Origin of the sequence: Brevundimonas sp. SL161 (genome assembly GCF_049896985.1) — a bacterium.
Classification (GTDB): Bacteria; Pseudomonadota; Alphaproteobacteria; order Caulobacterales; family Caulobacteraceae; genus Brevundimonas.
This window is the reverse complement of the sequence record NZ_JAFCVJ010000003.1, coordinates 118,103-135,392: the sequence shown is the minus strand read 5'-3', so window position 1 is coordinate 135,392 and position 17,290 is coordinate 118,103. Positions and strand designations below refer to the sequence as shown.

Genomic DNA, 17,290 nt, shown 5'->3' with positions numbered 1-17,290 from the left:
TGTCTCAGGTCAGGAAAACCCGGGAAGAAGCGGCTCAGAAGTTGCGCCGCAGGGTGACCCCGTAGGTGCGGGGGTCGCCTAGGAAGGCCGAGTAGGATCCCGCCTGGAAGGTCGCGGGGATCACGCGGCGATAGTAGTCCTGGTCGAAGACGTTCCGGGCGAAGACGTCCAGCTGCCAGGCCTCGTTCGCGTCCCGCAGGGAGAAGCGGACGTTGGCGGTGGTGAAGCTGTCCTGTACGCGGTTCGGGTCGAACCCGCCGGTGAAGAACTCGGAAGAGTAGCGGGCGTCGGCATAGGCGACCCCGGTCAGGCTGTCGCCGATCGGGAACTCCCAGGTGACCGACGAGACGTTGACCCAGTCCGGCGACTGCTCCAGCTCCCGGCCGGAATACTGACGGTTCAGTACGTTCGTCGGATAGTAGGCGTCCGTATAGCTGAGACCGTTGGTCAGGGTCAGGCCGGGGGTCGGCTCCCAGGTGACTTCCAGCTCGGCGCCCTTGGTGATGACCTCGGCCAGCGAACGGACCACGAAGCTGACGCCCGTGAACTCGATCAGCTGGAAGCCTTCGAACGTCTGGTGGAAGGCGGCGAAGTTGGCGCGCAGCGAGCGATTGAAGAACTCGCCCTTGATGCCGATCTCATAGGCGTCGACCGTCTCCTCGACGAAAGCAAGGTCGGCGGCGTTGGGCGTCGCCGGGGTCGTGAAGGCGGCGCGGTCGAAGTTGTAGCCGCCAGACTTGTAGCCCCGCGAGTAGGACGCATAGGTGTTGAGCGACTGGCTGACCCGATAGGCGATGTTCACCGTTCCGGTCGTGGCCTCTTCGGTGCGCGCGTCCGTGTCGCCCGAGGGGTTCAGGCGCGTGTCCCAGAAGGGAGCGCAGAACCGGGTAATGCCGGCGGCGTCACTGGTGCGGACGGCACTGTCGCAGGCCGGGTTGAAGTTCTCGCCCCGGTAACTGATCTCCTTGTCGTTCTGCGTGTAGCGCAGGCCTGCAGTAATGCTGAGCGCATCCGTGACGCGGAAGACGTTGTGGGTGAACAGGGAGATGTCCTGTCCGCTCTGCTCGCCGATGCCCCGCGCGCCGTCGCCGGGCTTGAATGCCGCCAGGGTCGAGGCCTGGAAGGTCGCCGCGCCGCCGTAGATCAGCGGATAGTCGGCGCCCATCCGGAAGGCGCTGTCGTTCAGCACCGTCTCGTCGGAGTAGAACAGGCCCACCAGCCAGTCGAGACGGCCGTTTTCACCCTGTATACGCAGCTCCTGGGTCAGAACGTCGAATTTCTGGTGCAGGCCGTCGGGCGCAAAGAACCCGAGGTCGGCGCCCGAGTGGTCGAAGTCCTGGGAGCGGAAGGCTTCCCAGCTGCGGAAAGCGCTGACCGAGTTCAGCTTCGCCCAGCCCAGATCCCACTCGGCCGAGGCGGACACGCCCATATCCTCGATGTCCTCCTGGTTCTGGCGGATGTTGTTCTTGGAGGCGCGCCGGTCGAACGGATTGGTCGAGGGGTAGCCGATGCCGCCGCGCGCGGCCGCCAGCTGGTTGACCAGATTGTAGGTCGGGCCGGCGATGGCCAGAAGCGCCACGCAGCAGTTCTCATTGCGGTTGGTGTAGTCGGCCGCGAAGGTCCAGCTCAGGGTCTCGGACGGACGCCACAGCAGCTTGCCGCGCACGAACTGGCGGTCGAGATTGTCCAAGCTCTCGCCCGAGTTGGCATCTGAATGGAAGCCGTCACGCAGCTCGTAGCTGCCCTCGATGCGCAGGGCCAGTTCATCGTCGACCAGCGGGAAGTTCGCGGCGCCCGAGATCCGGCGATCGTTGAAGTTGCCGTAGGACCCGGTGATGTTGCCGCTGATACCGTTGAAATCCGGCTGTTTCGTTGTGACATTGATGATGCCTGACGAGGTGTTCCGCCCGAACAGGGTGCCCTGCGGGCCCCTGAGGATCTCGATGCCCTGAAGGTCGCCCAATTCCGAAAGAGCGACCCCCGTTCGGGCCCTGATGACGCCGTCGATGATGACACCGACGGAGGATTCCAGGCCCGGATTGGTCGAGGTGGTGCCCACGCCCCGGATGCGGATCGAGGAGTCCGCACCGCCGCCGGGCGTCTGGAACTGAACGCTGGGGGCCAGACTGGCCAACTCACGGATGTCGCTGATGCCGGAGTTCTCCAGCTGCTCGCCGCTGACGGCGGTCACGGCGACCGGCGCCTCTATCAGACGCTGCGCCCGCCGTGTGGCGGTGACGATGATCTCATCGACGACCGTCGCCTCCTGACCGGCAGGGGCGGTCTGGGCCAGGGTCGGCGTCGCGGAAAGCGTCGCGGCGATGAGCAATGCGGATACGCTGACTGTGCCTCTGATATTCACGCCCAATCCTCCCATGAGCCCCCGTTAGCCGAGGTGCTTCTGGTGACAATGTGTAACTGGCGAATTGAGACTGTCAAATAGCTTTTGTAATCAGACCGACTTGTGTGCTTCAGTGTGAGCAAGGTGACACGGTCCAGCCGAACTGAGGTTGTGTCCGTCGGGACCGACCGGCGGTTCGGCGGATTTTCGGGCGATACCTTGTGCGACAACAGGGAGTTGCGAGTGTATTATCGCCGTTCATACACCTTCGCGCCACGATCGACCGACAGGATCGGTGACGCGAGGGCGCAACGAACGGGCGGTCATCTCGCAACTGCGAAAGTCACTTTCATCTTGAGATTGAACGGGATCGCGGCATGAGCGTGGGTGATGGTGTGACAGGCGCAGGGCAACCGGCGGCGCCGAGGATATGGCCCCATTCCGGCTGGGCCTGGTTCGCGGTCGCGGCCCTTATGGTGGCCTACACCTCCAGCTTCATTGATCGCCAGATCCTCACCCTGCTGGTTCAGCCTATCCGGGCCGATCTGACCATCACCGATACCCAGTTCAGCCTGCTGGCCGGGATCGCCTTCTCCCTGTTCTACACCGTCATGGGCGTGCCCCTGGCCAGGCTGGCGGATCGGGGCAGCCGACGCTGGATCATCTTCTGGGGCATCGTGGTGTGGAGCGTGATGACCGTGGCCTGCGGTCTGGCCAACAGCTTCTGGGCCTTGTTCGCCGCGCGCATCGGCGTCGGCATCGGCGAGGCCGCCCTCTCGCCCGCCGCCTATTCGATGATCTCCGACTATTTCCCGCCGCGTCAGCGCGCGCGCGCCCTGGCTGTCTATTCGATGGCCCCCTACCTCGGCGCCGGGCTGGCCCTGATGATCGGCGGAGCGGTGATCGACGCCATCGCCCAGGCGGGAGCGATGCAACTGCCCTTCGTCGGCGAACTGGCGCCCTGGCAGCAGACCTTCGTCATCGTCGGGGCGCCGGGCCTGCTGATCGCCGCCTTGTTCATCATCGTTCGAGAACCACCGCGTCACGGCGTGACCAGGTCGGGCGTCCAGGCCGGGGTCCTCAAATACATGTGGTCCCGAAAGTCGACCTTCTATGTCCTGATCATGGCCTTCTCGATTTTCGGCATGGCCGGCATCTCCTATCTGGCCTGGGCGCCGGCGGTACTGATCCGCCAGCACGGCATGACGCCCGCCGAAGTCGGATTCGCCTACGGGGTCGCGCTGCTGGCCGCCGCCACCCCGGGCGTTCTGGTCGGCGGCTGGATGACCGACTGGTTCGCCAGCAAGGGCCGGACCGACGCGCCGGTCCGGGTCGCCATCCTGGCGCTGATCGCCAGCCTTCCCTTTGCCGTCGCCATGCCGCTGATGCCGACGCAGGGCATGGCCATCGCTGCGCTCGCAGGCTTCAGCTTCTTCGCCGGCGTTATGAACAGCCTCCCGGCCACGGCGCTGCAGGCCGTCGCCCCGAACCAGCTGCGAGCGCAAATCACGGCCATCTATTTCCTGATCGGCAACCTGATCTCCCTGGGCCTCGGCCCCACCATCGTGGCTGCGATCAGCGACAATTTCCTGGGCGGCGACGAGAACATTGGCCTGTCGCTGGCCATCGTCAGTGGCGTCACCATCACCCTCGCCTCCTTCCTGCTGGGCCGGGCGCTGAAACCCTTCCGGGACAGCGTCGAGGAGGCCCGTGAGTGGCAGGAGCCGGCCCGATGAGCGGCCTGGCTGAGAATCAGCGCCTCTCCCTCCCCTGGTTCGACCCGGCTCCGCCCTCTGCCGAGGACTGTGTCATTCCCCGGCTGATCGACCGCTGGGCCGCCGAAACGCCGGAGGTGGTCTTCATCCGCTTCGAGAGCGGCGAGACCTGGACCTGGGCCGAGACGCGCCGGCGAGCGTTATCAACCGCCGCCGCCCTGCAGGCGCGCGGCGTCGACGGCGGGGACATCGTCGCGGCCTGGGCCCCGAATGGACCGGCGCTGCTGCGTGCCTGGTTTGGCGCCAACTATGCGGGCGCGGTGCTGGCGCCCATCAACACCAGTTTCCGCGGCAAGCTGCTGGAACACGCCATCGGCAAGACCGGCGCGAAGGTGATGATCGTCCACCCCGATCTCGCGCCCCGTCTGGAGGGCCTGTCGCTGGGTGCAGCCGAACGTCTGATCCTGACCGGGCCTTCCGCGCCCTTGAACCTGCCCGTAAAGATCGAGGTCGCGTCCGCTCTGGACGGCGATCCCGCCGCCTGCACCCCCGTGCCCCAGCATCCCTGGGACCCCCCGGTGATCATCTTCACCTCCGGCACCACCGGTCCGTCGAAAGCGGTGATCACCTCCTATGTTCAGGAGTGGACCACGGCCAAGGTGACCTACGGCTATATGGTCCAGTCCGACCGGATGCTGGTGAACCTGCCGATGTTCCACGTCGGCGGCATCGCGGCGATCACGGCGGCGGTGGCCTGCGGAGGCTCGGTGGCCCTGTTCGAGGCCTTCGACACGCGCCGGTTCTGGGAAACGGTGCGCGAGACAGGCTCGACCGTCTGCTCCGGCCTGATCGGGGCCCTCACCTCCTTCCTGATGAAGGAGCCGCCGAAGGCCGACGACGCCGACAATCCCCTTCGCATGGTGACCCTGTCACCGATCAACGAGGATACGGCCGCGCTCGGAAAGCGGTTCGGTTTCGACTACCTGTCCGGGTTCAACATGACGGAGGTGTCGGGCCCGCTGATCAGCGCAGTCAACGATCCGGTGATGCGCTCCTGCGGTCGGGTGCGCGTCGGCATGGAGTGCCGCATCGTGGACGACCAGGACAACGAGGTTCCACACGGCCAGCCCGGCGAACTGGTGATCCGCTCGGACAATCCCTGGACGCTGTTCAGCGGTTACCTCGGCGATCCGGAGGCGACGGCCCGGGCCTGGCGCAACGGCTGGTTCCACACCGGCGATCTGATGTGGCGCGACGCCGAGGGCTGCTTCTTCTTCGTCGATCGCAAGAAGGATGCGATCCGCCGACGCGGCGAGAACATGTCCTCGCTGGAGATCGAGATCGAGGTCGCCGCCCACCCGGCCGTCCGCGAATGCGCCGCCTACGGCGTCGACCTCCCAGGCGGCGAACAGGAGGTCATGGTGGCCGTGGCGCCTGTCGACGGGGCCCGGATCGACCCGCGCGAATTGATCGAATGGCTGATCCCGCGCATGACCCATTTCATGGTGCCTCGCTACGTCCGGGTCGAAACCGCACTGCCCAAGACCCCGACCAACAAGATCCAGAAGACCGGCCTGCGCGACCAGGGCGTCACCGCCGCGACCTTCGACCGGGAGGCGGCCGGGCTGGTGGTTCGACGTCAGAAATTGTCGGTTGCTTGATAAGACCTGACGGCGGCGCCTAATAGGGAGGATGTCCCGCATCGCGCCGAAAATTCGTCTGGTTCCAAAGAGCTCCGTCAACCGGGCCCTCAATGCTTTGGGCGATCGATGGAGCCTGTTGGTCGTCCAGGAGGCCTTTCTGGGGGCCACACGGTTCGAGGAATTCCATGCCCGTCTGGGCGGCGCCCGCTCGACCCTGTCCAGCCGGCTCGCCGCCCTCGAGCGCCACGGCATCCTGGTCAAGAAGCCCCACCGCGACGAGGGTGTGCGCATGGCCTATCACCTGACGCCGCGCGGCCTCGGCCTGTTCGATTCCATGATGCTGATGTGGGGCTGGGGCGTGCGCTGGGGCGTGACCGGCGGCCGGGCCCCGACCGTCTTCTCCCACACGGAGTGCGGCAAGCCCATGCTGCCCGAACTACGCTGTGGCGGCTGTGGCGAGCCCCTCACCCTGCACACCTGCACCTACACCGAAGGTCCCGGACAGGGGATGGAGCGGTTGCCCGTGCAGCGGATGCATCGTCGCCGCCAGCCGAACGATGAGGCGCCGACTATCGAACTGGTCGATCTGCTCGGCGACCGCTGGACTGCCCTTGTGGTCAGCGTCCAGTATTTCGGCCTGCACCGCTTCGACGAGATCCAGGGCGTTCTCGGCATCGCTTCCAACATCCTGACCGACCGTCTGCGAACACTGGAGATGTCGGGGATCTTCGAGCGACGCCTCTATGAAATGACGCCGCCCCGCTATCAGTACCGGCTCACCAAGAAGGGCCAGGACCTCTATCCCCATGCCCTGGCCATGATGACCTGGGCCGACACCCACCTGAAAGATCGGGCCGGGCCGCCCGTCAAGATCCGGCACGTCTGCGGAGAGCCGCTGAATCCGCAGATCAGTTGCAGCGCATGCAAGGGCCGTCTGACACTCGAGACGGTGGTGATGAAGGCGGGGCGGATCAAGACTTCGGCGTGAGGTCAGTCCGGGTTTGAAAGCGACCTCACAGCGCTTGCATTAGCAGACTTATGGTCCTAGCGTTTCTCCAACGAGAACGCATGGGAGACGACGCGTGGCTGACAACATGAAGGTCGTGGAGGCCATGATGGCCGCCTGGAAGAAGCGCGACGTGGAGGGCTTCATCGCCACCCTCGCCGACGACATCGAATACCACTGGCACCCGACCAAACGTCCGGCCGTCGGCAAGGACAAGATGCGGAAATTCCTCTCCAACTACGAGGCCGGCTTCGACCAGCAGGAGTGGCGCGTCACCCATTCAGCCGAAAACGGCGAAGTCCTGTTCGTCGAGGGCATGGAGGTCCTGGTCGATCGCGCGACCGGCGTGAAGATGGACAACCCCTTCGTCCAGGTCTTCCAGGTCCGCGACGGCCTGATCTACCGGATGCGCGACTACTACGACACGTCGCAGGTCCATGCCCCGGCGAAGCCTGAGACCCAGGCGGCGTCGGCGTGAGCACGCCGATCGAGCGTCTGCGGGCGCTCATGGCCGTGTCGGAGGCGCGCGACAAACCCGCCTTCCTCGACTTCTTCGCCGACGACGTCGAGTACCACTACCACGTCGGCACCCGCCCCCTGATCGGGAAGGACTGGGTCGATAAATTCATCACCAAATACTGGGCCAACCACTCGGCGACGAAGTGGACGCTCGTGAACTGGGCCGAGAACGGAGACATGGTCCTGACCGAGGGGCAGGAGGACTACGTCAACGCCGACGGCGTCAGCGTCTCCCATCCGTACATGGGCATCATCGAGTTCCGGGACGGCCAGATCGTCGCCTGGCGCGACTATTTTCAGATGAAGGACCCGGCCGCCGCCTAGAACCGCCCGGACTAGGTTTGGAGACTAAACCAATAACTTGTAAGTTTTTGATACGAGGTTGCATTCGGAATTGCACCCCGTGGACTCGGTGCTCTCCGAGTGCAATTCGCGCCTCTAGACGGCCTGCATCCGCTCGGCCCGCAAGGCCGAGCGGCGCACCTTGCCCGCATCGTCGCGCAGCCGTTCTGTCGTGACCTCCAGCGAGCGCGGCCGCTTGTAGGGCGCGATCTTCTCGGCAAGGAAGGCGTTCAGCGCCGCCTCGTCGAGCACCCCGTCCGCCGTCTCTACGATCGCATGCACCCGCTGGCCGAAATCCGCGTCTGGCAACCCCACCACCACGCTGCACTGGACGCCCGGGAAGCTGTCGATCGCTGCCTCGACCTCGGCCGGATAGACGTTGGCCCCGCCCGAGACGATCATGTCCACCCGCCGGTCGGCCAGATACAGCCAGCCGTCCTCGTCGACATAGCCCATGTCGCCCAAGGTCTCGAATGTCCCGTTCGCGCGCGGCTCGGCGCCGAGGTATTTGTAGGTCGTCCCCTGCCCCCGCAGCGGCATGAAATAGATCTCGCCGACCTCACCCGGTGCGCAGGGCTGACCGGCCTCGCCGAGCACCTTCATCTCGTAGCCCGGCAGCACCTTGCCGACCGAGCCGGGGTGATCCAGCCATTCGACGCCGCGAATGCCGGTGCCGCCCAGGGCTTCGGTGCCGGTGTAGATTTCCCAGACTGTTTCCGGTCCGACCCAGTCGATCCACTTCTGTTTCAGCCACGGCGGACAGGCGGCGGCGATATGCATGACGGCGTCCACCGACGACATGTCGTACTTCGCCTTCACCTCGTCCGGCAGGGACCAGATGCGGTGCATCATGGTCGGCACCTGGAACAGCCAACTGACCTTGTACCGATCGACCAGCCGCAGCGTCTCTTCCGCGTCGAAGCGCGGCATCAGGATGATGTGCACGCCCCAGCCCATGGCCAGACAGGTCATGCCGAACGGCGCCGCATGATAGAGCGGCCCGGGGTTCAGCAGCACGTCCTCGGGGATCATGCCGAGCAGCAGGATGTCGGGATCCGCCATCGCCGGGGCCATGTCGACGATCACCTTGGGCCGGCCCGTCGAGCCGCCGCTGGCGATGGCCTTGAGGTGTTTCGATGCGATCTCCGGCAAGGGAGAGGCGTCGGCCGAGGCGTCCCAGGTCTCCGCCTCCGACAGCCGCTTCGTCGCGCCTGCCTTGGCCGCATCGTCGATGACGATCAGGCGCGGCTGGAGCAGTTCGACTATCCCCGCCAGCTCTGCCGCCGGCAGCTTGTGCGACAGGGGCGCCGGCGTGGCGCCGAGCGCCCATACCGCGAACGCCAGCTCCAGGAACGCCGGACAGTTGGGCAGGGCGATGGCGACGAAGTCCCCCTCGACCACCCCCGCATTCTGCAACGTCCGCGCCCGCCGGTTGACCCGGTCCGCGAGCTCGCGCCGCGTCAGGGTCACGCCTTCGAAGGTCAGGGCCGGGCGGTCAGGATCACGGTCCGCCTGGATGTTCAACAGCATGCCGACCGCCCGCACCCCTGACAGGTCTGTCATCGCCGTCGACAGGGTGCGGGGGCGGTTCGGACGACGCATCGGGGATTCCATCAGGCGGTGTTCGTCCCGCCAGCCGCCGCCACGCGCTTGGGCGGCCACGGTATCAGGGGACTGGTCCGGGCAATGTAATCCGCATATCCGGGCCGATGATAGGTCAGCCGCTTCTCGTACGAGGGACCTCCCGAATATTTGAGGAACAGCACCAGCAGCAGCAGTGGCCCGACGATGCCGAAAAGGCCCAGCGTCGTCTCGGCGGCGATGCCGAACAGACCGAACCAGGTGCACAGATCGCCGAAATAGTTGGGGTGCCGCGTATAACGCCAAAGGCCGCTGTCGAACACCTTGCCTGCGTTGGCCGGGTCCGCCTTGAACTTCACAAGCTGATAATCGGCCAGGCTCTCGAAGCAGATGCCGAACACCACGAGCGCGGCGCACGCCCAGCCCAGGGTCCCGACCTCCACCGGCGTCGACGACATCTGACCCAGTTGCACAGGCAGGCTGGTCGCCCACAGGATCGGCGCCTGGGTCATGAAGACCAGGCGCCAGGACGCCTTGCCGAAGCTCCAGCCCTTCACGTCCATGGCCCGGTCCAGCATCTTCACATAGCGCCTGTCCGGCCCGTGCGAGCGCCAGCGCCAGAGGATGTAGAGCCCAAGTCGCAGCCCCCAGACGCAGGTCAGGACGGTCATCAACTGCATCCGCTCGGGCGCGCCGTCGGCCATGAAGAAGGTCGTCACCGCCATCAGGGCCAGGCCCAGCGCCCACCAGGCGTCAATGAAGGACACGTCCTTGATGGCGCACCCGACCCGCCACAGGATCACGAAGGACGCCAGCGCGATCAGGAAGTTGATCCCGAGAATGCTCAGGATTTCGGTGATGGGCGGCATGGTCTGGTCTCCCCCTTGTTGATCCGGCGTCTAGCGGCCGGTCGACAGTTCCTTGGCGTGCAGCATCTTGGCCATGCCCCGCTCCGTCCCCTTGGGATCGCGGGCCAGGGCGGCGCGGCTCTCGATCGCGAACCGGTCGGTGTCGATCTCGTCGACGCCCCGGGTGATGCCCTTCATGGCGGCGCGGGCGATATCCTCAGGCGCCTCCTTGGAGCCTTTCACATGCGAGGCCATCCGGGTGTCGACCGAGCCGACGATCAGGGAGGTGACGCTCGTCCCCTGGCCGGCCAGCTCGGCGCGGATACAGGACCCGGCGGCGCGCATGGCGAACTTGGACGGGCTGTAGCCGCCCATGTTGGGCACGGCGACGATGCCTGCCACCGACAGGACGTTCAGGATCGCCCCGCCGCCGTTGGCCTTCAGCACCGGCGCGAAGGCGCGGGACATGGCGACGGGACCGAAATAGTTGACCTCCATCTCCTCGCGCATCGCCGACATGTCGTCGGCGCCGATCAGGCACTTGCCCGTTGAGACGCCGGCATTGTTGACCAACACGGACACATCGGGACAGGCGGCGGCCGCCTCGACGATCTGGTCCGGCTTCAACACGTCGAGACGCACAGCGAAGACCTTGCCCGGGTACTGATCGACGAGATGCTGGGCCGAGGCGGGATCGCGGGCGGCGGCATAGACTTTGGCCGCTCCCTGCTCGATCAGCACATGCACGAAACCTTCGCCGATGCCTCGGTTTGCACCGGTGACGATGGCGACGCAGCCCTGAACTTCCATGCTCACGATCCTCAGGCGGCGGGCGTGTAGAGAATGTCGTCGGGCTTCTTGCCGCCCCGGCGGAGCAGTGACGGGTCTCTGGTGATCGCCCCGCGCGCCCAGGTCTCGGAAAGCTCGTGTTCCTCGTTCCATTCCCAGCACATATTGCGGCGCTTGATGCGCCACTCCGAGCCGCGCTTCTCCATGTGGTCGACGCAGCGGGCCAGGGTCCGGGTGTCGAATTCATTACCCTTAACCGTCAGGCGCGAGGCGGTCAGAATGTAGGTCTCGGCGATGGCCGTGGTCGGTCCCGTCATGTCGATGACCATGTTCATGGCCAGGTGGTTCATCAGCCCGGCCTTGGGCAGTCGCTCCTTGATCACGGCCACCCATTCGGACGCTGGCCCGTCGAAGGTCCCGCCATGATCCTCCCAGCCGTCGGGCCAGTAGGCGCGTTCAACGAGGTCGAGGTCGGCGCGATCACAGCCGCGAAGGAACTTCAGCAGCACCTCCTCGATCGCCTTCTTGTCGAGCAGAGCGTGCACCTCGGGGTCGCGGTCGACCATCCTGATATCCTCCGATGACCGTTATTCAGTCTTGAAACGAAAGTGACATAGCTTGCGTTAGCGGGCAAGTCGGCTTGACCGGTCTAGAGCCTCAGCAGGCCCGGCGGCGCCGCGACGACGCGCGGGAGGGCCTGGGTCACCATGGCCGCCACGGCGAACTGTTCGGGCCGGGTGCGGACGCTGTCGGGGGCCGTGTCGACCAGATCCATGGCGATGCGGACGCCAGGCAGGCCGTCGATCTCGATCTCCCAGTGCGGCTTGCCGGCGAACGGCGCCTGGACCGGATCCATGATCCAGTTCACCTCGTGGGTGATGCGCCGGACGCCGTCGATCAGGCCGTGCACGCGCCAGGTCGTCGCCGAGACCGTGCCCTTGGGAATGACCCCCGCGGCGATGGTCAGGTCCCGCTCAGCCAGGCTGACTTCATGGTCCGGTTCGAACCGGTCGAGCGACAGGCCGAGCCTCTGGGCCAGCCCCTCGACACTCTGGGAGAACATGGCCGTGAAAGTCTCGGCCAGCGGCCCGTTCGTCAGATCGATCGCTCCAGCCGCAGAGCCGAAACCCAGGGCCCCGAAAACATAGTCGGGGTTTGGAACCGGTGTGCAGTCGATGATTTCGCGGGTCGCGATGTTGCGGTGCGACAGGCACAGGGCGACGGCGTTGACCGCCATCCGCTCCGCCACCCAGCCCGGATTGACGCCGGTCCCCGCCAGGGTCACCCCGCCCTTGAGCGCGCTGTCCGCCAGCCCGTTCGCGTAGCCGAGGCCCAGGGCAGCGGGCTCGAAATAGTGGTTGATGCTGACGACGTTCTTGCCGGATTCCAGCAGCCGCTTCACGTCGGCATCATGCCCGACATAGGGTGCAGACAGCATCGGGGCGTGGATCACCACGTCAGCGTCGACCGCCAGGATCTCGTCGATCGAACGGGTCGCGATCACCCCCGTCTCGGGCCGCCGCGCAATGTCGCCGGCGTCGCGTCCGGCCTTGGCCTCGCCGTAGACGAACAGGCCGACCAGCTGGAACCGGTCGTCGTCCAGCACGGCCCGCAGACAGGCCTTGCCCATCGAGCCGGTCGCCCACTGGATCACCCGGATGGGTCTGGTCATCGCGCCTCCCGACGCAGTCGACGCGTCTTCTGCATCAACGGTGAAGCGATAAGTCCGTAAACGCAAGCTGCTTGCCAAGCGCCTCCGAACGATTAGTGTGCTTACGCAAGCGACAGCGGGTCGCGCGGAGAGACGTCCATGGCCGAGCCCCCCTTCTGGCAGGCGCTGATGAAGTCGGTGAATTTCTACGCCCGCTTCGCGCCGTCCTTCACCCGCGTCGGCTATGTCGCGCGCGGCCTGCCGTTCAAGCCGGTGAAGGCGAACTACGCCGGCCAGAACTGGCTGGTGACCGGCGCGACGGGCGGCCTCGGCAAGGCCACGGCGCTGCGCGCCACCGCCAAGGGCGCGACCGTCTACGCCGTCGGCCGCAATGTACAGGCGCTGGGCGACCTGGTGCGTGAGGCCAAAGGCCCCGGCAAGATCGTGCCCGTCACCTGCGACCTGTCATCGATGGCCGCCGTCGCCGGCCTGTCGAAACGGCCAGAGATCGCCGCGGTGAAGTTCGACGTTGTCGTCAACAACGTCGGCCTCCTGATCCGCCACTATCAGCCGACACACGAGGGGCTGGAGACCTCCTACGCCACCAACCTGCTGGGCCACTGGATTCTGACCGAGGACCTGCACAGGGCCGGCGAACTCAAGCCCGGCGCGGCGATTATCAACGTCGTCTCCGGCGGCCTCTATAACCTCGGCCTCAACAAGAAGATGCTCAACATTCCCGAGGAGCATTTTAACGGTTTCGCCGCCTATGCCGCCCACAAGCGCGCACAACTGGCCCTTGCCGAGCACTGGCGCGCCGCCTGGGCCGCCGAGGGGATCAGGACCTACGCCGTCCACCCCGGCTGGGCCGACACCGCCGGCGTGAAGACCAGCCTGCCGAAGTTCCGCAAGATCCTCGCCCCGATCCTGAGGAACGACCACGAGGGCGCCGACACCATCGACTGGCTGGCCGCGACCCGTCCGCCCGAGGTCGTCGACGAGATCTGGTTCGACCGCAAACCTCGCACGGCTCACGCCTATCCGCATACCCGGAACCCGCGCACGACCATCCCCGACATCGTCGCCTTCCTCAAGGCCGACCGGCAGCGTCTGGCGGTCTGAAGCCTTGCCGCCGCCGTCCCGATCCGCGATGGATCAGGGATGGCGAGCGACACGACATCGACCGAGGGCTGGCGGTTCTGGATCGACCGGGGCGGCACCTTCACCGACATCGTCGCCCGTGCGCCCGACGGCGCCCTGACCACGGCCAAGCTCCTTTCGGACAGCCCCGATCAATACGAGGACGCCGCCGTCGAGGGCATGCGCCGCATCCTCGGCGCCGGTCCCGGCCCCCTGCCGGCGGGCGTCGTCTCCGACATCCGCATGGGCACGACGGTGGCGACCAACGCCCTGCTCGAACGCAAGGGCGAGCCTACGGTCCTGGCCATCACGCGCGGCTTCGGTGATGCGCTGCGTATCGGCTGGCAGGCCCGGCCCGACATCTTCGCCCGCCATGTCGTCCTGCCCGAGCCGCTGCACGACCAGGTCATCGAGATCGAGGAACGCGTCCGGGCCGACGGGGCCATCGACCGCCCGCTGGACGAGGCTTCGGCTCACCAGGCCCTGACCGCCGCCTTTGCCGACGGCTACCGCGCCCTGGCCATCGTCCTCGTCCACGGCTGGCGCTTCACCGGTCACGAGACCCGCCTCGCGGGGATCGCCCGCGAGATCGGCTTCAGCCAGATCTCGGTCAGCCATGAGGTCGGCGCACTGATCAAGCTGATCGGGCGCGGCGATACGACGGTGGCCGACGCCTATCTGTCGCCGGTGCTCGACGCCTATGTCGCCCGCGTCGGTCGCGCGCTCGGCCCCGACGTCCCCCTGATGTTCATGCAGTCGTCCGGCGGCCTCGCCAGCCCCTCCGCCTTCCGGGGCAAGGACGCCATCCTGTCCGGCCCGGCCGGCGGGGTGGTCGGCATGGCGGCGACGGCCGGGGCCGCCGGCTTCGATCGCGTCATCGGCTTCGACATGGGCGGCACCTCGACCGACGTGTCCCACTATGCCGGTTCGTTCGAGCGGACCTCCGACGCCGTGGTCGCGGGCGTGCGGCTGAGGGCGCCCATGCTGTCGATCCACACCGTGGCGGCCGGCGGGGGCTCCATCTGCCGCTTCGACGGATCGCGCCTGCGCGTCGGCCCCGAGTCCGCCGGTGCCGTGCCCGGCCCCGCCGCCTACCGTCGCGGCGGCCCCCTGACTGTGACCGACTGCAACGTCCTGCTGGGCAAGCTCCGCTCCGGGTTCTTCCCCGCCGTCTTCGGCCCGAGCGGCGACCAGCCGCTGGACCACGCCGCCGTGGCCAGGAAGTTCGACGCCCTCGCCGCCGAGGTCGCCGAAGCCACCGGCCGCCCGACCGACCCTCTGGATCTTGCCGAAGGCTTCGTCGCCATGGCCGTCCAGAACATGGCGGAGGCGATCAAGTCGATCTCCATCCAGCGGGGCCATGACCTGACCGGCTATATCCTGAACTGTTTCGGCGGCGCCGGGGGGCAACACGCCTGCCTCGTCGCCGACGCCCTGGGCATGACGACGGTGATGCTGCATCCGTTTGCAGGCGTCCTGTCCGCCTACGGAATGGGCCTCGCCTCGGTGCGGACCATCCGCCAGACGACTGTCGCCGCACCGCTCATCTCCCTGTCCGACCCCGTCTTCACCGAGCGCATCGCCGCCCTCGACACCGAGGCCCGCTCCGACCTCCTGGCCCAGGGTCTGCCCGCCGCCTCCATCACCACCGAGGCCCGCGCCGAGATCAAGTTCGCTGGCAGCGACACCCCCCTGACCGTCGCCTTCGGCCCCGCCGCCGACATGGCCGCCGCGTTCGGGACCCTGCACCGCCAGCGCTTCGGCTTCTTCGCCGAGGACAAGGCGCTGATCGTGGACATGCTGGAGGTGGAGGCAATCAGTTCTCCCTCCCCTTTATGGGGAGGGACAGGCGGCGAAGCCGCCAGGGTGGGGTCCGAGTCGAGAGTTCGCACGGGCGGACAAACCCCACCCGGCCTCGCTGCGCTCAGCCACCCTCCCCACAAGGGGGAGGGAGAAGTCAGAGTCCGCCTCGCCGGCGCCGAGCACGACACCCCCGTCCACCACCGCGACCATCTGGCCACCGACACCCAGATCCCCGGCCCCGCCGTGATCCTCGAATCCACCGGCACCACGATCGTCGAACCCGGCTGGTCCGCCCGCGTCGACGCCTCGGCCAACCTGATCCTTGAGCGCACCACCCCGCTCGCCAACCGCGCCCACGTCGGAACCCACGCCGACCCTATCCTGCTGGAGGTGTTCAACAGTCGCTTCATGGCCTGCGCCGAACAGATGGGAGAGGCCCTGCGCGCCACCGCCTGGTCGGTGAACATCAAGGAGCGGCTCGACTTTTCCTGCGCCATCTTCGACAGCGCGGGCGCCCTGATCGCCAACGCCCCGCACATTCCCGTCCACCTCGGCTCGATGGGCAAGAGCATCCGCGTCGTCATCGCCTCGCGCGGTGCGGCCCTGAAGCCGGGCGACGTTGTCATGCTGAACGCCCCCTATAATGGCGGCACCCATCTGCCCGACATCACCGTCATCATGCCGGTCTTCCTCGACGCAGAGGCGGCGCCCGCCTTCTTCGTCGCCGCGCGCGGCCACCACGCCGACGTCGGCGGCATCACGCCCGGCTCCATGCCCGCCTCCTCCACCACGGTCGAACAGGAGGGCGTCCTGATCGACGACTTCCTGCTGGTCGAGGGCGGCCGCCTCCGCGACGCCGAAACCCGCGCCCTGTTCGCCTCGGGTCCCTGGCCGTCGCGCAACGTCGATCAGAACATGGCCGACCTGAAGGCTCAGGTCGCCTCCTGCCAGCGCGGGGCCGATGAGCTCAACCGCATGGTCGTCGAGTTCGGCCGCCCGGTGGTCGAGGCCTATATGGCCCACGTCCAGTCCAACGCCGAGGAAGCCGTCCGCCGCGCCATTGCCGCCCTGAAGCCGGGCTCATTCGCCTACGAGATGGACGACGGCGCCGTCATCTGCGTCCGCATCGACGTGGACGCAGAGGCCCGTACGGCGACCGTCGACTTCACCGGAACCAGCGACCAGCGCCCCACCAACTTCAACGCCCCCCTGTCGATCACCCGGGCGGCGACCCTCTATGTCTTCCGGACCCTGGTGGACGACGCCATCCCGCTGAACGAGGGCTGTATGAAGCCCATCACATTGATCGTGCCGGAGCGGTCGATGCTGAACCCCCGCTATCCGGCGGCGGTCGTCGCCGGCAACGTCGAGACCAGCCAGGCGGTGGTCGATACCCTGTACGGCGCGCTCGGCATCCTTGCCGCCAGTCAGGGCACGATGAACAACTTCACCTTCGGCGATGCGACCCGCCAGTATTACGAGACGATCGCCGGCGGCGCGGGCGCCGGCCCGAACGCTCCGGGCGCCAGCGCTGTCCAGAGCCACATGACCAACAGCCGCCTGACCGATCCCGAGGTGCTGGAAACCCGCTTCCCGGTGTTGCTGGAAGAGTTCTCGATTCGCCGAGGCTCCGGCGGCGCGGGCGCGGCGAGGGGCGGCGACGGCGCGACCCGCCGCGTTCGCTTCCTCGAACCGATGACCGCCGCCATCCTGTCCGGCCACCGCCGCATCGCGCCGTTCGGGGCGGCGGGCGGCGAACCCGGCTCGGTCGGGGCGAACCGCATCGAGCGGGCGGACGGGTCAGTGGAAATCCTGGGCTCGACCGCCGAAACCTCCATGCAGCCCGGCGACGTCTTCGTCATCCAGACCCCCGGCGGCGGCGGGTTCGGCAAGCGCTGAACCCACCTCCGTG

The 17,290-nt window shown here is 67.0% G+C and carries 13 protein-coding genes; 7 read left to right on the top strand and 6 right to left on the bottom strand.

The window, feature by feature from the left end; genetic code table 11:
• Positions 1 to 34: 34 nt before the first annotated feature.
• Positions 35 to 2,362, bottom strand: a complete 2,328-nt coding sequence (locus ACP7AU_RS04415; RefSeq protein ID WP_426050633.1) for a TonB-dependent receptor — start codon at positions 2,360 to 2,362, stop codon at positions 35 to 37.
• Positions 2,363 to 2,718: 356 nt separating this feature from the next.
• On the opposite strand from ACP7AU_RS04415, the gene ACP7AU_RS04410 reads away from it, so the two are divergent.
• From ACP7AU_RS04410 to ACP7AU_RS04390, 5 genes are all read left to right on the top strand, one after another.
• Positions 2,719 to 4,077, top strand: a complete 1,359-nt coding sequence (locus ACP7AU_RS04410; RefSeq protein WP_426050632.1) for a spinster family MFS transporter — start codon at positions 2,719 to 2,721, stop codon at positions 4,075 to 4,077.
• The gene (locus tag ACP7AU_RS04405) at positions 4,074 to 5,717 is read left to right on the top strand and encodes an AMP-binding protein (RefSeq protein ID WP_426050631.1); all 1,644 of its coding nucleotides are present in this window, start codon (positions 4,074 to 4,076) and stop codon (positions 5,715 to 5,717) included. Before ACP7AU_RS04410 ends, ACP7AU_RS04405 begins: the two co-directional genes overlap by 4 nt.
• A 31-nt stretch (positions 5,718 to 5,748) precedes the next feature.
• Complete coding sequence (locus ACP7AU_RS04400) at positions 5,749 to 6,687, top strand: winged helix-turn-helix transcriptional regulator (protein ID WP_426036586.1); 939 nt, start codon at positions 5,749 to 5,751, stop codon at positions 6,685 to 6,687.
• Between the two features lie 94 nt (positions 6,688 to 6,781).
• A complete protein-coding gene (locus tag ACP7AU_RS04395) occupies positions 6,782 to 7,183 on the top strand; it encodes a nuclear transport factor 2 family protein (RefSeq protein ID WP_426036584.1) in 402 nt (133 codons plus the stop codon).
• On the top strand, positions 7,180 to 7,548 hold the full coding sequence (locus ACP7AU_RS04390) for a nuclear transport factor 2 family protein (protein ID WP_426036582.1): 369 nt from the start codon (positions 7,180 to 7,182) through the stop codon (positions 7,546 to 7,548). The genes ACP7AU_RS04395 and ACP7AU_RS04390 overlap by 4 nt, the downstream gene beginning before the upstream one ends.
• 114 nt (positions 7,549 to 7,662) lie before the next feature.
• Here ACP7AU_RS04390 and ACP7AU_RS04385 read toward each other — a convergent pair whose 3' ends face one another.
• The 5 genes from ACP7AU_RS04385 to ACP7AU_RS04365 form a co-directional block, all read right to left on the bottom strand.
• Entirely contained in the window at positions 7,663 to 9,168 is a 1,506-nt protein-coding gene (locus ACP7AU_RS04385) for an AMP-binding protein (protein WP_426036580.1), read from the bottom strand.
• Positions 9,169 to 9,179: 11 nt separating this feature from the next.
• A complete protein-coding gene (locus ACP7AU_RS04380; RefSeq protein ID WP_426036578.1) occupies positions 9,180 to 10,016 on the bottom strand; it encodes a DUF1295 domain-containing protein in 837 nt (278 codons plus the stop codon).
• 30 nt (positions 10,017 to 10,046) lie between these two features.
• A complete protein-coding gene (locus ACP7AU_RS04375) occupies positions 10,047 to 10,805 on the bottom strand; it encodes an SDR family oxidoreductase (protein WP_426050630.1) in 759 nt (252 codons plus the stop codon).
• Between the two features lie 11 nt (positions 10,806 to 10,816).
• On the bottom strand, positions 10,817 to 11,350 hold the full coding sequence (locus ACP7AU_RS04370) for a nuclear transport factor 2 family protein (RefSeq protein ID WP_426036574.1): 534 nt from the start codon (positions 11,348 to 11,350) through the stop codon (positions 10,817 to 10,819).
• A gap of 83 nt (positions 11,351 to 11,433) precedes the next feature.
• Entirely contained in the window at positions 11,434 to 12,456 is a 1,023-nt protein-coding gene (locus ACP7AU_RS04365; protein WP_426050629.1) for a hypothetical protein, read from the bottom strand.
• A gap of 138 nt (positions 12,457 to 12,594) precedes the next feature.
• Between ACP7AU_RS04365 and ACP7AU_RS04360 the strand changes: the two genes are divergently transcribed.
• The gene (locus ACP7AU_RS04360; RefSeq protein WP_426050628.1) at positions 12,595 to 13,557 is read left to right on the top strand and encodes an SDR family NAD(P)-dependent oxidoreductase; all 963 of its coding nucleotides are present in this window, start codon (positions 12,595 to 12,597) and stop codon (positions 13,555 to 13,557) included.
• Positions 13,558 to 13,596: 39 nt separating this feature from the next.
• Entirely contained in the window at positions 13,597 to 17,277 is a 3,681-nt protein-coding gene (locus tag ACP7AU_RS04355) for a hydantoinase B/oxoprolinase family protein (RefSeq protein ID WP_426050627.1), read from the top strand.
• Positions 17,278 to 17,290: the final 13 nt, after the last annotated feature.

Coding starts and splice junctions, on each gene's coding strand:
- ACP7AU_RS04410 (WP_426050632.1), top strand. CDS start 2,719: ATGAGCGTGGGTGATGGTGTGACAGGCGCAGGGCAACCGGCGGCGCCG.
- ACP7AU_RS04405 (WP_426050631.1), top strand. CDS start 4,074: ATGAGCGGCCTGGCTGAGAATCAGCGCCTCTCCCTCCCCTGGTTCGAC.
- ACP7AU_RS04400 (WP_426036586.1), top strand. CDS start 5,749: ATGTCCCGCATCGCGCCGAAAATTCGTCTGGTTCCAAAGAGCTCCGTC.
- ACP7AU_RS04385 (WP_426036580.1), bottom strand. CDS start 9,168: ATGCGTCGTCCGAACCGCCCCCGCACCCTGTCGACGGCGATGACAGAC.
- ACP7AU_RS04380 (WP_426036578.1), bottom strand. CDS start 10,016: ATGCCGCCCATCACCGAAATCCTGAGCATTCTCGGGATCAACTTCCTG.
- ACP7AU_RS04375 (WP_426050630.1), bottom strand. CDS start 10,805: ATGGAAGTTCAGGGCTGCGTCGCCATCGTCACCGGTGCAAACCGAGGC.
- ACP7AU_RS04370 (WP_426036574.1), bottom strand. CDS start 11,350: ATGGTCGACCGCGACCCCGAGGTGCACGCTCTGCTCGACAAGAAGGCG.
- ACP7AU_RS04365 (WP_426050629.1), bottom strand. CDS start 12,456: ATGACCAGACCCATCCGGGTGATCCAGTGGGCGACCGGCTCGATGGGC.
- ACP7AU_RS04360 (WP_426050628.1), top strand. CDS start 12,595: ATGGCCGAGCCCCCCTTCTGGCAGGCGCTGATGAAGTCGGTGAATTTC.
- ACP7AU_RS04355 (WP_426050627.1), top strand. CDS start 13,597: ATGGCGAGCGACACGACATCGACCGAGGGCTGGCGGTTCTGGATCGAC.